Origin of the sequence: Stenotrophomonas sp. SORGH_AS_0321, assembly GCF_031453215.1 — a bacterium.
GTDB classification, from domain to species: Bacteria; Pseudomonadota; Gammaproteobacteria; order Xanthomonadales; family Xanthomonadaceae; genus Stenotrophomonas; species Stenotrophomonas chelatiphaga.
The window spans coordinates 1,024,827-1,042,997 of the sequence record NZ_JAVIZG010000001.1 but is presented as its reverse complement, the minus strand read 5'-3'; the positions used below and the strand labels follow the sequence as shown (position 1 = coordinate 1,042,997).

16 protein-coding genes are annotated in these 18,171 nt (G+C 67.5%); 11 read left to right on the top strand and 5 right to left on the bottom strand.

The features are described 5' to 3' along the window. Position 1 precedes the first annotated feature (1 nt). Positions 2-1,033: a hypothetical protein gene (locus QE373_RS04455; protein WP_309683999.1), complete on the bottom strand. Its 1,032-nt coding sequence runs from the start codon at positions 1,031-1,033 to the stop codon at positions 2-4. Between the two features lie 782 nt (positions 1,034-1,815). Here QE373_RS04455 and QE373_RS04450 point away from each other — a divergent pair. The 9 genes from QE373_RS04450 (at position 1,816) to QE373_RS04410 (ending at position 12,850) form a co-directional block, all read left to right on the top strand. Further along, positions 1,816-4,140, top strand: a complete 2,325-nt coding sequence (locus QE373_RS04450; protein WP_309683998.1) for a catecholate siderophore receptor Fiu — start codon at positions 1,816-1,818, stop codon at positions 4,138-4,140. Positions 4,141-4,197: 57 nt separating this feature from the next. Further along, the gene (locus QE373_RS04445; protein WP_309683996.1) at positions 4,198-4,875 is read left to right on the top strand and encodes a Fe2+-dependent dioxygenase; all 678 of its coding nucleotides are present in this window, start codon (positions 4,198-4,200) and stop codon (positions 4,873-4,875) included. Between the two features lie 125 nt (positions 4,876-5,000). Next, complete coding sequence (locus QE373_RS04440) at positions 5,001-5,447, top strand: hypothetical protein (protein WP_309683993.1); 447 nt, start codon at positions 5,001-5,003, stop codon at positions 5,445-5,447. A gap of 147 nt (positions 5,448-5,594) precedes the next feature. After that, positions 5,595-7,976: a TonB-dependent receptor gene (locus QE373_RS04435; RefSeq protein ID WP_309683990.1), complete on the top strand. Its 2,382-nt coding sequence runs from the start codon at positions 5,595-5,597 to the stop codon at positions 7,974-7,976. Positions 7,977-8,142: 166 nt separating this feature from the next. Continuing rightward, the gene (locus tag QE373_RS04430; protein WP_309683988.1) at positions 8,143-8,781 is read left to right on the top strand and encodes a PepSY-associated TM helix domain-containing protein; all 639 of its coding nucleotides are present in this window, start codon (positions 8,143-8,145) and stop codon (positions 8,779-8,781) included. Positions 8,782-8,812: 31 nt separating this feature from the next. Beyond that, positions 8,813-9,331, top strand: coding sequence for a DUF2271 domain-containing protein (locus QE373_RS04425; RefSeq protein WP_309683985.1), 519 nt, complete (start codon positions 8,813-8,815; stop codon positions 9,329-9,331). An 89-nt stretch (positions 9,332-9,420) separates the two neighbouring features. Continuing rightward, complete coding sequence (locus tag QE373_RS04420) at positions 9,421-10,224, top strand: DUF4198 domain-containing protein (protein WP_309683983.1); 804 nt, start codon at positions 9,421-9,423, stop codon at positions 10,222-10,224. A gap of 56 nt (positions 10,225-10,280) precedes the next feature. Further along, positions 10,281-11,240, top strand: a complete 960-nt coding sequence (locus QE373_RS04415) for an FAD:protein FMN transferase (protein ID WP_309683981.1) — start codon at positions 10,281-10,283, stop codon at positions 11,238-11,240. Next, positions 11,237-12,850 (top strand): flavodoxin domain-containing protein, encoded by a 1,614-nt coding sequence (locus QE373_RS04410; RefSeq protein ID WP_309683978.1) that lies wholly within the window; start codon positions 11,237-11,239, stop codon positions 12,848-12,850. Before QE373_RS04415 ends, QE373_RS04410 begins: the two co-directional genes overlap by 4 nt. Before the next feature lie 53 nt (positions 12,851-12,903). On the opposite strand, the gene QE373_RS04405 is transcribed toward QE373_RS04410, so the two are convergent. From QE373_RS04405 to QE373_RS04390, 4 genes are all read right to left on the bottom strand, one after another. Beyond that, positions 12,904-13,512 (bottom strand): HutD family protein, encoded by a 609-nt coding sequence (locus tag QE373_RS04405; protein ID WP_309683976.1) that lies wholly within the window; start codon positions 13,510-13,512, stop codon positions 12,904-12,906. A 49-nt stretch (positions 13,513-13,561) separates the two neighbouring features. Beyond that, positions 13,562-14,278 (bottom strand): murein L,D-transpeptidase catalytic domain family protein, encoded by a 717-nt coding sequence (locus QE373_RS04400; RefSeq protein ID WP_309683974.1) that lies wholly within the window; start codon positions 14,276-14,278, stop codon positions 13,562-13,564. A gap of 31 nt (positions 14,279-14,309) precedes the next feature. Next, a complete protein-coding gene (locus tag QE373_RS04395) occupies positions 14,310-15,383 on the bottom strand; it encodes a L,D-transpeptidase (RefSeq protein ID WP_309683972.1) in 1,074 nt (357 codons plus the stop codon). A gap of 327 nt (positions 15,384-15,710) precedes the next feature. Further along, a complete protein-coding gene (locus tag QE373_RS04390) occupies positions 15,711-16,037 on the bottom strand; it encodes a helix-hairpin-helix domain-containing protein (RefSeq protein WP_309683970.1) in 327 nt (108 codons plus the stop codon). A gap of 262 nt (positions 16,038-16,299) precedes the next feature. Here QE373_RS04390 and QE373_RS04385 point away from each other — a divergent pair, with 262 nt between their 5' ends. Then, the gene (locus QE373_RS04385; protein ID WP_309683968.1) at positions 16,300-17,793 is read left to right on the top strand and encodes a M20 family metallopeptidase; all 1,494 of its coding nucleotides are present in this window, start codon (positions 16,300-16,302) and stop codon (positions 17,791-17,793) included. A gap of 69 nt (positions 17,794-17,862) precedes the next feature. Continuing rightward, complete coding sequence (locus QE373_RS04380; protein WP_123700492.1) at positions 17,863-18,135, top strand: GlsB/YeaQ/YmgE family stress response membrane protein; 273 nt, start codon at positions 17,863-17,865, stop codon at positions 18,133-18,135. The last annotated feature ends 36 nt before the right edge of the window (positions 18,136-18,171 follow it).

Genomic DNA, 18,171 nt, shown 5'->3' with positions numbered 1-18,171 from the left:
CCTAGTGACGGCGCAGCGACGCCTGCGCAACGGGCACTTGGCCGGCGCACGCAGTGCGTTGCTCGTACACCCACTGCGCCAGGTAAAGGTCGAGTACCGGCAGCCCCACGCAGGTCATCAAGGCCGGACGCGGGAGGCGCGCAAGACGCTGCAGCGCGCGGTCATGCAGGCTGCGGATCCTGAAAAGTCCCGCCAGGTCGGACAGCCGCAGGTTCTGCCGCGCGAAGTACAGCGGCAGGCTCTGCGAACTGCGGTGACACACGCTGTCCACGTCGTCGCAGAGCACCGTACCGCGCCCCAGCGTGCGTTCGATGAAGGCGGCCGGCAGCTCGTCACCGCCCAGATGCAGCACCACGGCATCGTCGTGCAGCCTGTCGGCCGGCACGATGGGCGCGCCGGCGTTGGTGGCGGTGATCAGCAGATCGGCGTGTCCCGGGCCATCCCCGCCAACGCCGACCTCCAGCCCGGTGCGCGCGGCTGCCGCGGCAGCGAACGACCGTGCGCTCGACGGCCGGCGGCTGCAGACCTCGATCCGGCTGATCCGGTCGGCATGATGGGCATGAAGGTCATCGACAACGCAGTCGGCAATGGGCCCGGCGCCGTACAGGCAGACCGAAAACCGCTGCTTGTCGGCGAGCAGCTGGTCGACCGCCAGCGAGGCATAGGCGCCGGTCCGTTGCGCGGACAGCCCGGTGCCATCGAACTGGGCGAGCGGGGTCATGGTCAGCTTGTCGTACAGGATCAGCTGCGACTGCGAACGCGGAAGCCCCAGCGCGTGGTTGCAGGCATTGGAGCCGACGATCTTCACAGCGCAGTACCTGGCATTCGCACTCACCAGCGCGTTGAGTTTCCAGTTCAGTCGCTGGTTGCCCGGACACACGTCGGCCGCCGTTTGCCCCAGCAGCAGCGCCAGCTCATGGTCATGGGGCTGCAGCACCACCTTGCTCCCATAGGCGATGCCCTCGCCCATGTCGGCAATGGCGCGGCGGACCAGCCTGCCGGTGGTTCGTGGATCCAGCCCTTGCAGCGGCATGGTGTCGGATTCGGGGAGCGCCGATAGATCCCCATTGTCAGGCGGAAAATGCATGGCAAGCGACCAGGTGAGCCGGAATTGGCGTGGCAGAGGCTAACGGCGCCTGCCCGGCGCAATCCTTGACGGAGTACCTGCAGTCAGCGCCCTACGGCATCCCCTTACGACGATTCAGGCATCCCCCGAACCCGCTCCTCTCCAAATTCGCAGGGACCGCACGCTTTACATGCGAATGGTTCGCGTTACTGCTACCATTTGTAACACCATGTATCAGGCCTCTCCTGCGTGACTCCTCGCCAGCCGCGTTTCCCCGATCTCTCCGCCCTTGTGGGCCGCGGAGCGTGGCCGCTGTTGGTCGTGGTGATGGTGCTGATGCTCTGGCAGGCCAGCGCGCGGGGTGCGGTCCACGTCTCCGCCACCGGCTACAGCGCGGTCCTGCTCCGGGGCGGCCCGATGCCTCACCCGGGGGTGCCCGTTGATCACGCGATGGCGTCGGCCGAAGCGGAATCCGAGGCCGGACGCAGCAAGCCATCGGGCTGGAAGGCGACATCCCACAGCCTCCTGCTGCAGCACCGGCCACGGACCTCACAGGTACCGGACCGGGCGCTGGCGTTCCGTGCGCGCCTGCCACGGCGACCGCTGGGACAGGCGCCTCCGCGCAGCGCCTGACTGCCGCTGCCTGCGGGCTCCGGCACGCCATCTCCTTCGCACGCCGCCGGCCGACCGCCGGCCGCTGCCCTGTTGTCGCCTGGCGGACAGCTACCGCCATCATCGAATTCCTGCCCATGAACCCGATCAAAAGCCGCAAGCACGCTTCCGCGTTCCGTCCCCTGCCGCTGGCCACCGCCAGCCTTGCCGCGGGCCTCGGCCTGGCCGCCCTGCCCTCGCTGGCCTTCGCCGACAGCAACGACGGCGCACGCACGCTGGACAAGGTGGACGTGCACGCCACCCGCGGCTACAAGGCCGACAAGGTCGCCTCGCCGAAGTTCACCCAATCGCTGCAGGACACCCCGCAGACCATACAAGTGATCACCGCCGACCTCTTCAACCAGCAGGGTGCCACCACCCTGACCGAAGCGCTGCGCAACAGCCCGGGCGTGGGCACCTTCTTCGTCGGTGAGAACGGCAACACCGCCACCGGTGATGCGCTGTACATGCGCGGCTTCGACACCTCCAGCAGCCTGTTCGTGGACGGCGTGCGCGACCTGGGCTCGATCTCGCGCGATGTGTTCAATACCGAGCAGGTGGAGATCACCAAGGGCCCGGCCGGCACCGACAACGGCCGCTCGGCGCCCACCGGTGCGATCAACATGGTCAGCAAGCAGGCCACCCTGCACGATGAAGTGTCCGGCACCGCCAGCCTGGGCAGCGACCAGCAGCGCCGCGCCACCGCCGATTGGAACCAGTCGCTGGGGGCGACCAGTGCGCTGCGCCTGAATGCCGTGTGGCAGGACAGCGACCAGCCCGGCCGCGACCACGTCAACAATTCGCGCTGGGGCATCGCGCCGTCACTGGCATTCGGCCTGGGCACCGACACCCGCTACGTGCTCAACCTGCTCTACGTGGACCAGGACAACGTGCCCGATGGCGGCGTGCCGACCCTCGGCCTGCCCGGCTGGATCCCGCAGCCCACCCTGGAAGCGCTGGCCGGCAACCCGGTGGATCCGCAGAACTTCTACGGCACGCGCGCCGACCATGACGATGTCAGCGCGAAGATGGCCACCTTCCGCATCGAGCACGATTTCAACGATGCCGTGCGCCTGACCAACACCGCGCGCTGGGGCCGCACCGAGCAGGACTACCTGCTCACCGCGTTCATGGGCACCGGCACCCGCGCCGCCAACGGCGCACCGACGGGGAACATCCGCTACACCGACCGCAACGACCTGTCCACGTACACCATCGCGCGCAGCCTGCCCACGCTGAAGGACCAGCGCAACACCCTGCTGACCGACCAGCTCAACCTGCGCGCGGACTTCGCCACCGGTGCCATCGCGCACAACCTCAGTACCGGCCTGGAGTACACCCGCGAAGAGATGGACAGCTTCGGCCAGGCCGTCACCGGTGGCAGCAGCTGGCCGGCGGCGAACCTGTACGCCCCGGACTGGAACGTCGGCGGCCTGACCTGGGGCCACAACGGCGCCGATGCACATGGCAGGACCACCACCTGGTCGGCCTACCTGTTCGACACCCTGCACCTGGGCGAAAGCCTGCTGCTGACCGCCGGCGTGCGCGCCGACCACTACGACACCCGATACGCCAGTTCGGTGGTGTGCGGCGGCCGTGCGGGTCCGGCCTGCGGCACCAACCCGGTCGGCACGGTGCTGCAGACGCCGACACTGGAAGCATCGGACACGCTGCTCAACTGGAAGCTCGGCGTGCTGTACAAAGCCGGTGATACGGCCAGCATCTACGCCAATTACGCGCTGTCGCAGCAGCCGCCGGGCGGCAGCAATTTCGCCCTCAGCAGTTCGGCCAGCAGCCTGGACAACCCGCGCCTGGACCCGCAGGAAGCGAAGACGTTCGAAGTGGGCAGCAAGTGGGCCTTCCTTGATGATGCGCTGGCGCTGAACCTGGCGATCTTCCAGACCGATGTGGAAAACGAGATCAACACCCAGGTGCTGGATGATGCCGGCAACCCGACCCAGACCGGCAGCAAGCGGGTCAAGGGCGTGGAACTGTCCGCCGTCGGCCGCGTCACCGAAAACTGGTCGCTGTCGGCCGGTTACAGCCACCTGGACACCGAGGTCAAGGAAGGCGCAAACGTAGCGGCGGACGGTACCAGCAACCTGACCTACACCCCCGACGATGCCTTCACTGCATGGAGCACCTATGCGCTGCCGTTCGGGCTGACACTGGGCGGCGGCGTGCGTTACAGCAGCGCCATGCATCGCGGCACCGACGGCGCCGTCGGCACGCCCTCCTTCACCAAGTCGTACACGGTGTACGACGCGGTGCTGTCGTACGCGGTGAACGAAGCGCTGGTGCTGCGCTTGAACGCGTACAACGTGTTCGACAAGCAGTATGTGGCTGCGATCAACAAGAGCGGCTACCGTTACACCCCGGGCACGCCGCGTACGTTCCTGCTCAGCGCGGACTTCCGCTTCTGAACCCAGCGCGCGGGACGCCCACGCGTCCCGCGCCTTCTCCCTTACCGGACGAACACGATGCTGCTGCACATCCCCAACGTGCTCACTGCCGAGGAACTCGGCGACCTGCAGGACGCGCTGCAACAGGCCGACTGGACCGATGGCCGCGAGACCGTCGGCCGCCAGGGCGCGCAGGTCAAGCGCAATGAGCAGTTGCCCGATGGCTCGCCGCTGAAAGCGCGGTTGGGTGGGGTCGTGCTGGCCGCCCTGCAGCGCAATCCGCTGTTCTTTGCTGCCGCGTTGCCCTTGAAGATCCTGCCGCCGCGCTTCAACCGCTACCAGGGTGGCGGCACCTACGGCTTCCACGTCGATGGCGCGGTGATGGCCCATGGCGCGCAGGGACACCTGCGTTCGGATGTGTCCTGCACCCTGTTCCTGTCAGCTCCGGAGTCCTACGACGGGGGTGAGCTGATCATCAGCGATACCTACGGCGAGCACGAGGTGAAGCTGCCGGCCGGCGACCTGATCCTGTATCCGTCCAGCAGCCTGCACCAGGTGAACCCGGTCACCCGCGGTGCGCGCGTGGCCTCGTTCTTCTGGCTGCAGAGCATGGTCCGCGACGATGCCCAGCGGCGCCTGCTGTGGGAGATGGATACCTCCATCGAGCGGCTGCGGCAAAGCCAGGCCGATGCGGCCGCCGTGCTGCAGCTGAGCGGGGTGTACCACAACCTGCTGCGACGCTGGAGCGAGGTCTGAGATACAACCTGACAGCCCTTCACGGCTGTCGCAAACCGTTCTCATTTGCAACGGCAAACGACTCTCACTACAATCACGCTCCGTGCACGCCGGGTTCCGCCGGCGGCCACTATCCGGGGCCTTCCTTGCGTCATCCGCACCGCCACCATCAGCTCGGCGCCGCCATGCGCGGCCAGCGTCCCGCGCTGGCCGGTCTGCTGGCGTGGGTGGCCATGCTGGCGTTGCTGCTGGGCTCCCTGCCGCTGCTCGCACCGGGTGCCGACCCGCATGCGCCGTCGGCCGTGCTGCAGGCGCCGCTGCCGGTGGAGGAACGTGGCGGCGGCGACGTGCCGCTGCACGAACAGGCACCGGCGAAGCTGCGCCGCACGTCACTGACCAACGAAGCCGCTGCGGCGCAGACCACGCCCGGCCCGATCGCTGCCATCGCCGTGCTCGGCTGGACCCTGTTGGCGCGCACGCCGGCCGACACCGCTGACCGTTCCCGCGACTGGCGCCATGCCAGCGCGCAGCCGCCCCGCGCCGATGCGCCCGGACGCCGCCAGCAACGCGGCCAGGCGCCTCCGCTGGCCTGATCCACCTCCCGCGCAGGCCCTGCCTGGGGCATGCGCGTTGATCGCTTCTGCCGCGTCATTTCCCGTCGGCCCGGACCGGGCCCTTCGCACTGCACCGCGCCACCGGCCCGGCTGCGGCGCTTTCCAGCACCCTTTGGAGTTACTGCCATGGCCCAGCGCCATCGTCTGCGTTCGTCCGTTTCCCGCACCGTCCTGTCCAGCGCCCTGCTGTGCGCCCTGGCCGCGCCGGCCTTGGCCGAAGTCGCCGCGCCGCGCACCCTGGACCACGTGGTGGTCACCGCGTCCGGCTTCGAACAGAAGATCACCGATGCACCGGCCAGCATCTCAGTCATCACCCGCGAAGAACTGGCCAAGCGCCCGTACATGACCCTGCTGGATGCCGTGCGCGACCTGGAAGGCGTGGACGTGGGCGAAACCCGCGACAAGACCGGCCAGGGCTCGGTGTCCATGCGCGGCATGGGCTCGGACTACACGCTGCTGCTGATCAACGGCCGCCGGCAGAACAACCACGGCGACATCTACCCGAACAACTTCGGCGGCAACCAGTTCAACCACATCCCGCCGCTGGATGCGATCGAGCGCATCGAAGTGATCCGCGGCCCGGCCTCCACCCTGTACGGTGCTGATGCGATGGGCGGTGTGATCAACGTGATCACCAAGCGCGCGCTGGACAGCTGGCACGGTTCGGCCACGATCGGCCGCACCTTCGAAACCGATGACCAGTTCGGCGATGACAGCACCGTCGATGCCTTCATCACCGGCCCGCTGGTGCCCGGCGTGCTGAACCTCAGCGCGCGTGCCAGCTGGTATGACCGCAAGGCCTCCAATCCGGTGTATTCGCCGTCCACCGATCCGGCCGGCGTGGAGCACACCCGCCCGCTGGGCTTCGGCGCGGGCGGCAAGACCGTGGACAACACCAACAAGGCCGGTGGCATCAGCCTGGAATGGAATGCCACCGATGCCCAGCGCATCACCCTGGACTTCGATACCTCGCGCCAGGAATACGACAATTCGATCAAGATCAACGACGCCGGCGTAGAGGAATACCCGGTCGGCACCGTCGATGGCATCGCCTCGATCTGGCGCGGCAACTCCACCACCTGCATCACCCGCCGCAACTGCACGCGTGCCGATCCGCGCGTCGGCTACAGCGCCAGCCAGGAGTTCACCCGTGATGCGTGGGCGCTGACCCATGAAGGCGACTGGAGCTTCGGCCGCAGCCTGGTGTCGTTGGCCCACGTGGCCACCAACAACGATGGCCGCACCATGCCGTTCACCGTGGACGAACGCCGCCAGCTGCTGCAGATGCTCAACGGCACCGGGGCCTACGTCGGCCAGACCGAGGCACAGCGCCGCGCCGCCGCCGAAGCCGCCTTCCTGCCCCGTCCCAAGCGCACGCTGGAAAGCGCGCAGTACACCCTCGATGTCAAGCTGGACATCCCGTTCCAGGCTGCCGGCGAACATGTCGCGGTGGTCGGCGCGCAGGTGATCCGCGGTGAGCTGACCGACGGTGTGTTCGGCATGGAAAGCGGCAATCCCGGCCAGGTCCAGGACCACAACATGTACTCGCTGTTCGCCGAGGACACCTGGAACATCACCGAACCGTTCGCGCTGACCTACGGCCTGCGTTTCGATGACCATGAAGTGTTTGGCAACCACCTCAGCCCGCGCCTGTACGGCGTGTACACGCTCAACGAAGCGTGGACCATCAAGGGCGGCGTCAGCACCGGCTTCAAGACCCCCAAGACCACCCAGCTGTATGACGGGGTGACCGGCTTCGGTGGCCAGGGCACGTCGCCGATGTATGGCAACCCGGACCTGCAGCCGGAAACCAGCACCAGCACCGAACTGGCGGTGTACTGGCAGCACCCGCAGGGCCACAGCGCCAATGCCACCGTGTTCCACAACAGGTTCGACGACAAGATCACCTCGCAGCCGTGCGGCCCCGGCTTCGCGCAGCCCTGCACCAGCTCCGGCGAGTACGCCGAACTGGGTTATGCGAGCAGCTCGCGCACGGTCAACATCGACGAGGTGGTGATCCAGGGCGCCGAAGTGGCCGGCCGCTGGGAGATCAGCGAACGCTTCGCACTGCGTGCCAACTACACCTATACCGACAGCGAACAGAAGAGCGGCGCGGAGAAGGGCCTGCCGCTGGGCAACAGCGCCAAGCACATGGCCAACGCCACCTTCGACTGGCAGGCCAGCGAGCGCTTCAACGTGTTCCTGACCGGTGAAATGCGCTCCAAGCGCTACCGCGCCGTGAGTGCGGTCACCAACCAGCCGCTGTACTACAAGGACTACACCGTGCTGCACCTGGGCGCCTCGTACAAGGCGACCGAATGGCTGACCGTGAACGCGCGGATCAACAACCTGCTGGACCGCGACTTCACTACTTACCAGGCCACCTTCACCGACCTGGACGGCAACGGCGCCTATGCCGATGGCACCAACGAAGTGCTGTTCGAGGACGACTACAACAACAAGGACAAAGCGCGCAGCGTCTGGGTCAGCCTGAACGTCTCGTTCTGAGGGTAGTGACGGCCGCTGGCCGTCATGTTGCCTGGTGGGTGACGACCGTTGGTTGTCACAAAGCGTGAGGACCAACGGTCCTCACCCACCCCTACCCCACCCGCTAATTGCGAACAATTCTCATCAATGCTGTAATGCCTCCTCTCCCTGAGCCCTGCCCATCTGCGTGAGCCGTTCTGTCTCTTCTACCGTGCAGCAACAGCAAAGCCGCGGTTTCTGGCTGCGCACGCTGCATCAATGGCACTGGATCAGCTCGGCCGTCTGCCTGGTCGGCATGCTGCTGTTCGCCGCTACCGGCATCACGCTCAACCACGCGGGGAAAATCGAAGCGACCCCGCAGGTAGACAACCGCCAGCTGGAACTGCCCGCCGCAGTGCTGGGCCAACTGGGCACGCGCGAAGACGGCAACGCGCCGCTGCCGCGCGCCGCACGCCAGTGGCTGGATGCCGAACTGGATATATCAATTGGTGGCCGCGCCGCGGAGTGGTCGCCGGAAGAGATCTACCTCTCACTACCGCGTCCCGGCGGCGATGCCTGGCTGAGCATCGACCGCGAAAGCGGCGCGGTGGAATTCGAATCGACCTCGCGCGGGGCGGTGTCCTACCTCAACGACCTGCACAAAGGGCGCAATGCCGGCCCGGCGTGGGGCTGGTTCCTGGATGTGTTCGCCGTGGCCTGCCTGGTGTTCTGCATCACCGGACTTTTCCTGTTGCACCTGCATGCGCGACAGCGGCGCATGACCTGGCCGCTGGTCGGCCTGGGCCTGATGATTCCGCTGCTGATCGCCCTGTTGTTGATCCATTGACCTTCCCTGCCCTTTCCTGCTGGAGCCGCCCATGCGCGTCACCCTCACCATTGCCCTCAGCGGCCTGCTGGCCACCTCGCCGGCCTATGCGACCACGCTGGACATCAACGTCGAAGTGCCCAAGCTCAACGTCGCCGAGTACCACCGTCCGTACGTGGCGATCTGGCTCGAAGGCGCTGACCAGAAGGTCGCCGCCAACCTGTCGGTCTGGTACCAGCAGACCGGCAACAGCGAAGGCCATGGCACCAAGTGGCTGCCGGACCTGCGCCAGTGGTGGCGCAAGAGTGGCCGCACGCTGGAGGTGCCGGTGGACGGGGTGACCGGTCCGACACGTCCGGTCGGCACCCACGCGCTGTCGTTCAATGATCGCCAGCCGGCGCTGAAGGACCTCGCGCCGGGCAACTACACCCTGGTGGTGGAAGCAGCGCGCGAAGTCGGCGGGCGTGAACTGGTCAAGGTGCCTTTCAACTGGCCGGCCAAGACCGTGCAGAACGCTTCGGCGCAAGGCAGCACCGAACTGGGCAAGGTTACCCTCGCCGTCAAGCCCTGACCGGTTCCCGCATGGGGTCAGGTCCCTTCTGCACAGCAGAAGCGATCCGACCCCGGTTCCTACCTTCTTCTTCCTGGAGTGTCATCCCGATGAAGCGCACGCTCGTCCTCGCCGCCGCCCTGGCCGCTGCCCTTCCGTTCTCCGCGCTGGCCCACAAGGCCTGGCTGCTGCCGTCGCAGACGGTGATCGCCGGTACCAACCCGTGGATCACCGTGGACGGTGCCGTGTCCAACGACCTGTTCTACTTCAACCATGTGCCGCTGCGCCTGGAATCGGTGGTGGTCACCGCCCCGGACGGCAGCAGCGTGCAGCCGCAGAACGGTGCCACCGGCAAGTTCCGCAGCGTGTTCGACATCGAGCTGAAGCAGGCCGGCACCTACCGCATCGCCTCGGTCAACGACGGCCTGTTCGCCACCTACGAGTTGAATGGCGAGCGCAAGCGCTGGCGCGGCAATGCAGCCAGCTTCGGCGAACTGCCGAAGGAAGCGAAAAACGTGCAGGTGTCCGAATCCGTCGGCCGGGTGGAAACCTTCGTCACCAATGGTGCGCCGAATGCCACCGCACTGAAGCCGACCAACAAGGGCATCGAGCTGATCGCGGTGGGCCACCCGAACGATCTGTTCGCCGGCGAGGAAGCGACCTTCCGCGTGCTGGTGGACGGCAAGCCCACCGCAGGCCTGGAGTTCGAGATCGTGCGCGGCGCTACGCGTTACCGCAATGCGCAGGAAGAGATCAAGGTCACCAGCGATGCCAAGGGCGAGATCAAGGTGAGCTGGCCGGAAGCCGGGATGTACTGGCTGGAAACCGGCACCGAAGACAACAAGACGTCGGTGAAGCAGGCTGAAAAGCGTAGGCTGAGCTACGTGGCGACGCTGGAAGTGCTGCCGCAATGATGAACCCCGGAGCCGGGCCTGGCCCGGCTCCACAGGCACCTTGCACGCACTCGCCGATGACCAACCCGCTACTCGATATCGCACGCCTCGGCGGCACCACCATGGGCACCTCGTGGTCGGTTTCACTGGCGCTGCCGCGCAGCCGCGACCTGCATCCGCTGCACGCCGGCATCCAGGCCCAACTCGACCGCGTCGTGGCGCAGATGAGCACCTGGGAACCGACATCCGACCTGAGCCGCTACAACCGTGCCGCGGCCGGCAGCTGGCACCCGTTGCCATCGCAGACCCGCCACGTGCTGGCCTGCGCGCAGCAGGTGGCGGCAGCCAGCAACGGCGCCTTCGATCCCACGCTCGGCCCGCTGGTGGCGCTGTGGGGCTTTGGTGCACACGCCGCCGCGCGGGGCCGCCCGGATGGGCAGGCGGTCGAAGCCACCCGCGCACGCTGCGGCTGGCAGAAGCTGCAGTGGCAGGGCGATGCGCTGCTGCAGTCCGGCGGACTGGAACTGGACCTGTCGGCCATTGCCAAGGGCTTCGGCGTGGACGAGGTGGTGCGCTGGCTGCAGGGCCAGCAGATCAGCGCCGCGCTGGTGGAAGCAGGTGGCGAACTGCACGGCTATGGCCGCAAGCCTGACGGGCAGCCGTGGCGGGTGCTGGTGGAATCGGCACCGGAAGAAGACGCACACACACCCACCCCGCCACGCGTGCTGGACCTGGATGGCCGGGCGATCGCCACCTCCGGTGACCGCTGGCACCACTACCAGCACGACGGCGAGCAGATAAGCCACAGCGTGGATCCGCGCAGCGGCCGGCCGGTACAGCGCGCGGCGGCGGCGGTGACCGTGGTGGCCGCCGATGCCATGCACGCCGATGCGTGGGCGACCGCGCTGACCGTGCTGGGCCGCGATGCCGGCCTGGAACTGGCCACCCGACTGGGGTTGGCGGCGCGCTTCCTGGAACGCAGCGCGGATGGCCCGCTGGAAACCCTCAGCCCGGCCTTCCAGGCGCTGCTGCCATGAGCCTGCGCCCGTCACGCGCGCTGCTCGGCAACCTGCTGGTACTGCTGGCGCTGGCGCTGGTGGCCTGGCTGCTGCTGCGCCTGCACCTGGACGACAACGGCTGGATGCCTGCCCCGCGCCGCGCTGCGTTATGGACCGCGATCGCCAGCGTGGGCGGCTATGCCGCACTGTGCGCCCTGCTGTGGTGGCAGGGACGGCCACGCCGCGAACGGATCGATCCAGCCCAGCGGCCGATCCTGCTGGTATGGGCCAGCCAGACCGGCTTCGCCGCACAGTTGGCCGAACGCAGTGCCGATGCCCTGCGCAGTGCCGGCCTTGCGGTGCGGCTGCGCAGCATCGAGCAGCTGGATGCCGCCCTGCTGGCGGACAGCGAACGCGCGTTGTTCATCGCCAGCACCACCGGCGAAGGCGATCCGCCCGACCATGCCGCCCCGTTCCTGCGCCGGCTGATGACCGCAACCCCCTCGCTGGGCCACCTGCACTACGGCGTGCTGGCCCTGGGCGACCACAGCTATGCGCACTTCTGTGCGTTCGGCCACCAGCTGGACGACTGGCTGCGCCGGCATGGCGCGCACGCGATGTTCGACACGGTGGAAGTGGACAACGCCGATCCGGCCAGCCTGCGCCACTGGCAGCAACTGCTGGGCCAACTGGGCGGCGATGCCAGTGACCAGCCGGACTGGAGTCCGGTGGACTACCAAGCGTGGACGCTGCTGCAGCGCGAACACCTCAATCCCGGCAGCGCGGGTGGCCCGGTGCACTGGCTGCGGCTGCAGCCACCGCCGGCCGCAGCCGGAAGCGAGGCAACGTGGCAGGCCGGCGACATCGCCGAGATCGGCCCGCGGCATGCGCCGGAGGTGGTGCAGGCGTGGCTGCAACGGCACCAACTGCAGGGCGACACGTTGCTGGCCGACGGGCAGACCTTGGAGGCGCGGTTGTCACGTTCGCAGCTGCCCGGTGTCACCGCGGGCGGCGATCTGCAGACGTTGCTGTCGATGCTGCAGCCGCTGCCGCATCGCGAATACTCCATTGCCTCGGCGATGCACGACGGCGCGCTGGAACTGCTGCTGCGCCGCCAGCTGCGCGCCGACGGCACGCCGGGCATCGGCAGCGGCTGGCTGTGCGATGTGGCGGCGGTCGGCGGCACGATCGATTTGCGCCTGCGCCGCAACCCCAATTTCCATGGCGTGGCCAGCACGCGACCGTTGATCCTGATCGGCAACGGCACCGGCATCGCCGGCCTGCGCGCGCACCTGCACGAACGTGAAGCCGCCGGCGCCAGCCGCAACTGGCTGCTGTTCGGTGAACGCAATGCCGCGCACGATTTCCACTTCGGCGATGAACTGCTGCAGATGCAGCAGCGCGGGATGCTGGAGCACCTGGATGCGGTGTTCAGCCGCGACGGCGGTGCCCATCGTTACGTGCAGGATCGCCTGTTGGCCGAAGCCGTACGGCTGCGCCGATGGGTCGATGAAGGTGCCGCCATCCTGGTCTGCGGCAGCCTGCAGGGCATGGCGCCGGCGGTGGATGCGGTGATCGAACAGGTGCTGGGCGCGGAAGGAAAAGAGGCGCTGGTGCTGGCCGGACGCTACCGCCGCGACGTGTACTGAAATACACACTACAGAAGCACGCTCTAAAGAGGCACGCGCAACGGAAGCATGCGCTACGGCACCGCCTGACCGAGCCGGATCGCCAGCAGTTCACCGCCGCCGTGCAGTGCATGCCGACGACGCTCGCCGGCGGCCAGCCAGGCGGTATCACCCTGCTGCATCGGCGGCAGGCCGGCGTCGGCGTCGAACCGCGCCTGCCCGGCCAGCAGGTGGATGGCCCAGGCCACGCCAGGTTCGGTGAAGAAATACATGGGCCCTACGATCGGGCGGTGCAGCAGTTGCGCGGTCAGCGTGTCGCGCCGCCACATCAGGTTGAAATCATGGGTGGTGCCGTCGACCAGTTCGCCGTGCAGTGCCTGTTCGCCGGCGAACCGCACGCGACCATGCGGCGGCAGCACCTCGTCCAGACGACCATCATCGAAGCGCAGGCGCACCCCGTTTCCGTGCAGCAGCACCAGCTCGCGATCCACGCCCGGGAAGCTGGAAAACGCAGCGTCTGATTCGATTTCGGCGATTGAAAGACGCAGCGCCCAGTCTTCGCCCTGCAACGGCAGGCGCAGGATTTCACGCGTCCAGCCCAGGCCATTGCGCCAGCGCTCGCGACGGTAGTCGACGCTGGGGATGACCTGGCTGGGATGCTGCAGGATGTCGGCGGCGTTCATGCGCCCATTGTGCCGTGCCGCCTTCGCGCTGACGAACGCAACGGCGCGGTCAGCGCTTGGCCAGGCGGCCGCCACAGTCGGCGTCCAGCAGCTGGGAGCGCTTCAACCAGTCCTGGTCCGGGTAGTACGCAAACACCATCGTGCCGCCGCTCAGGGCGTCGATCAGCGGCTTGGCCACCGTCAGCCGTACGGCGGGGCAGCCGAGGCTGCGGCCCAGCCGGCCCTGCAGGCGCGCCGCAGACGGGTTCACGTAGGGCGCGCCATGGATCACGATCGCCCGCTCGCGCGCATGGTCGTTGAAACCCGGCTCCAGCCCGTCCAGGCGCAGCGAGTACCCATTCCCACCGACGTAGGTTTCCTGCGCGGTGAACGCCCCGATGCTGGACATGAAACTGCCCTCGCGATTGGAGAAGTGTTCGGTGCGGTCCGCGCCGCTGTTGCGACCATGCGCGACCCATTCCTCGAACAGCAGGCGCTGCCGACGCAGGTCGAACACCCACAGCCGCTGCTGGGTGGACGGTCGCGAATAGTCGATCACGCCCAGGCGATCGGGCACCACGCCCAGTTCGGGACGGCGCAGCGCACAGCGCATCGCACTGGCGGCCAACTGCAGCACCTTGCGGTCTGCATTGGGCGCAACCCGGGCCAGGATCGCGCCCAGGTCGGGGCCGGACGCCGCAGCGGGCGGGGTCTGTGCAAGGGCAGGCAGGCTGCAGGCGGTGAACAGGCCGACGGCAGCCAGCCAGCGGAGGCGTGGCGGTTTCATCTGGGCAGCAACACGAGGTTGGATGCAGACCTTACAGGGTGGACCCGGTCGGCTCGGATTCCAACACCGGCTGCAATCCCGGTTCAGCTGCACTTGGGCGTACCGCTGGCAGCGAGGTCACCAGCAGCGTGGTGCCCGGGACCAGCGCGGCGTACAGCTTGTGGGCGAAATCCGGCGGCAGGGCCATCGGCAGCGACGGCGTGGCGAGCAGGTCCGGCGTGGCCTTCGCATCGGCCTGCCCCAGCAACGGATAGGCGGTCCAGCGGTGCAACCGCTGGTGCGCATCCAGCGGACTGGGCTGGTCGGCGTAGCCTTCGCCCATCACGAACAGCGTGGTGCCATCGAAAGCCGGCAGGGCCGAGGCCGCAAGCGGTGATTCACCGATCAGCACGCCATCGCGCAGCACGTAGACGCGCTGGTCATGCAGGCTCACCAGCACGCCGACCTGGCCCGCCGGGGCATCCTGTTCGTTCCAGTAAGCCGCCGTTTCCGTGCCGGCCGGGACCTCCGGCAGCGACTGGCCGCGGCTGGTGACCGGGGCCAGCACGGCCGGGTAGGTCAGGGTCATCGGCGAGCTCTTGGCATCGGCCACCACCACCGTATCGCCGCGCTGGGTGGCACTGAACAGCTTCTGCGCGAAGGCCTGCGGCAACCGTACGCAGCCGTGCGACGCCGGGTGCCCGGGCAGCGCGCCCCCATGCAGGGCGATGCCATCCCAGGTCAGCCGCTGCATGTAGGGCATCGGTGCACTGTTGTAGATGCTGGAGCGGTGGTCCTTGTCCTTCTGCAGGATGGTGAACACCCCGGTCGGCGTCTCGTGGCCAGCTCTGCCCGAACTGATGGTGCTCAGGCCGATGGCGATGCCGTTGCGGTAGACGTAGGCGCGCTGCTCTTCCAGGCTGACCACCAGCACGATGGGGCCCGACGGGGAGATCTCCGGGTGCCAGAGGTATTCACCGGGCTTGAGGTCGGTGGGTCCGCGCACGGCGGGTTCGGCCGATGCCTTGGTGGGCGCGGCCGGCGCGGGCCCTTGCGCATGCAGCGGCCGAGGAGCGGAAAGCGCAAGCGCCGTGGCGATCATCAGGGAACACTGCAGCAGTCGCATCAGTGCGGTCATCCGGTGGGGTGGCAAGGTTTCACGCTAATGGGTCGGCGGCCTGAAAAAAAGAAGGCCCGGCGACACAGCCATGTGTCGTACCGGGCCCTGACAACGTCCTTGTCGGCCTCCCGCCACCCCGCGCATCCTGCGATGGGGGCAGCGTGCTCCGTGCACGGAGGCCGCGATCATCCCTGGTTGTTTATCCCAGCCCCTTCCACAGGTCTGTGATGCCACCATCCTGGTGTGGTTGACGCCTCCCTGCGCCAGTCGCTGCCGCCACGTCCCGTGGCCGGCCCGGGTCCGCTTCCTGCGAACCGCGACAATTCCCCTGTATCAACGCCTTGGCACGGACCGCACCGGTACCGCTCCGGGTACCGGATCCACCCGGGACGTCATGTCCCCGGTCGTGATCCGCTGTCGATTCCGTTCGACGATGGCTTTCCCTATGCCCTTCACCTGCGTCAAGTCCTCGACGCGTCGGAAAGGCCCGTGCTGCTGCCTGTGCTCGACGATCGCGGCAGCCCGGCTGGGCCCCACCATCGTCAATCCCTGCTGCAGAGCAGAGGCATCTGCCCGGTTGATGTCGACCGGCGCGGCCGCAAAGGCCTGCGTGATCCCCATCGCCAGAAGCAGTGCCCGCAACACGATCCACCAAGGCACGACGTCGTTCTCCTTGTGATCCGAACCTGTCCCGACCGGCATTCCCGTCGGTAGAGACACTGTCCGTCACCACATGTACACAGACTATCGCCCGATGACATTTCTTACAGCCAGCTAAATACCCGACGCCGTGTAGGAAATTTCCTACCCCGGCTGACGTGAAAAGACGGGCCAACCCCGTCAGCCGCCCCTATGGCGCACAGCCGGCCATTTCCCGCACGCGTAGAATGGGCAGATCAGTCATTCCAATTCGGAGCTCCAGATGGACAGCGCCAAGCTCGGCCACTATGTCAACCAGAAATGGGACGAGGAAATCGTCCCGCAGCTGGTGGATTACATCCGCATCCCCAACAAGTCGCCGATGTTCGACGCCAACTGGGTGCAGAACGGCTACATGGAGCAGGCTGTTGTCCTGATGGAGACCTGGGCCAAGGCCCAGGACATCCCCGGCCTGAAGGTCGACGTGGTCCGCCTGGAAGGCCGCACCCCGCTGATTTTCCTGGAAATCCCGGCAAGCGGCAGCGAGACCGGCGACGACACCGTGCTGCTGTATGGCCACCTGGACAAGCAGCCGGAAATGACCGGCTGGGACGACGACCTGGGTCCGTGGATCCCGGTGCTGCGCGATGACAAGCTGTACGGCCGTGGCGGCGCCGATGACGGGTACGCCATCTTCGGTTCGCTGGCCGCGGTGCTGGCGCTGCAGGCCCAGGGCCTGCCGCATGCACGCTGCGTGATCCTGATCGAAGCCTGCGAAGAATCCGGCAGCTACGACCTGCCCGCCTACGTCGACCACCTGGCCGACCGCATCGGCAAGCCCTCGCTGGTGGTGTGCCTGGATTCGGGCTGCGCCAACTACGACCAGCTGTGGTGCACCACCTCGCTGCGCGGCCTGACCGGCGGCAACTTCTCGGTCAAGGTGCTGAATGAAGGCGTGCACTCCGGTGACGCATCCGGCGTGGTGCCGTCCAGCTTCCGCCTGCTGCGCCAGCTGCTCTCGCGCATCGAAGACCAGGATACCGGCCGCATCCTGATCGACGGCATGCAGGTGGAGATTCCCGCCGAGCGCCTGGAGCAGGCCAAGCGCGCCGCCGAAGTCGTCGATACCGCCATCTTCGACAAGTTCCCGCTGGTCGACGGCCTGGTGCCGATGAACGAAGACCTGACCGAGCTGGTGCTCAACCGCACCTGGCGCCCGGCCCTGTCGGTGACCGGCATCGGCGGCATGCCGTCGCTGGAATCGGCCGGCAACGTGCTGCGTCCGCATACCGCGGTGAAGCTGTCGCTGCGCCTGCCGCCGACCGCCGACGGCAAGGCCTGCGGCGAACTGCTGAAGGAAGCCCTGCTGCGCGACCCGCCGAACGGTGCCGAAGTGACGCTGGACCTGGAGAAGGCCTCCAGCGGCTGGAACGCACCGGCGATGTCGCCGTGGCTGACCAAGGCGATCGACGATGCCAGCCAGATGTTCTTTGAAAAGCCGGCCATGTACATGGGCGAAGGTGGCTCCATCCCGTTCATGGGCATGCTCGGCGAGAAGTTCCCCGGCGCCCAGTTCATGATCACCGGCGTGCTCGGCCCGCATTCGAACGCACATGGTCCGAACGAGTTCCTGCACATCCCGATGGGCAAGAAGGTCACCGCCTGCGTGTCCAAGGTGATCAGCGAGCACCACGCCGCCAGCCTGCGCGGGGAAACCAGTGGTTCGCCGGTCGCCGCCGACAGCGGCACCCGCCACGGCGGCCACGGCTGCTGCTGAACTGGGTAAAGTGAGCGACGCCGCCGGCCTGGCCTGGCGGCGTCCCTCCGTGCAAAGGATTCGATGCCCATGAATGGTCTGTTCGGCAGCAGCAGCTGGCTCTACATCATCCTGGTCGGCTTCGTGGTCGGCCTGCTCGGCCGCTTCGTCATGCCCGGCAACAACCGCATGGGCTGCCTGCTGACCATCGTGCTGGGCATCGTCGGCGCGTTGCTGGCCGGCTGGTTCGGCCAGTACATGGGCTGGTACGCCGCCGGTGAACCGGCCGGTTTCCTCGGTGCGGTGCTCGGCGCGGTCGCGGTGCTCGCCCTGCTCCGGCTGGTCAGCGGCGGTCGTCGCTGATCCTTCTTTCTTCTTCCTGATGTCGGCGCCCGCGGG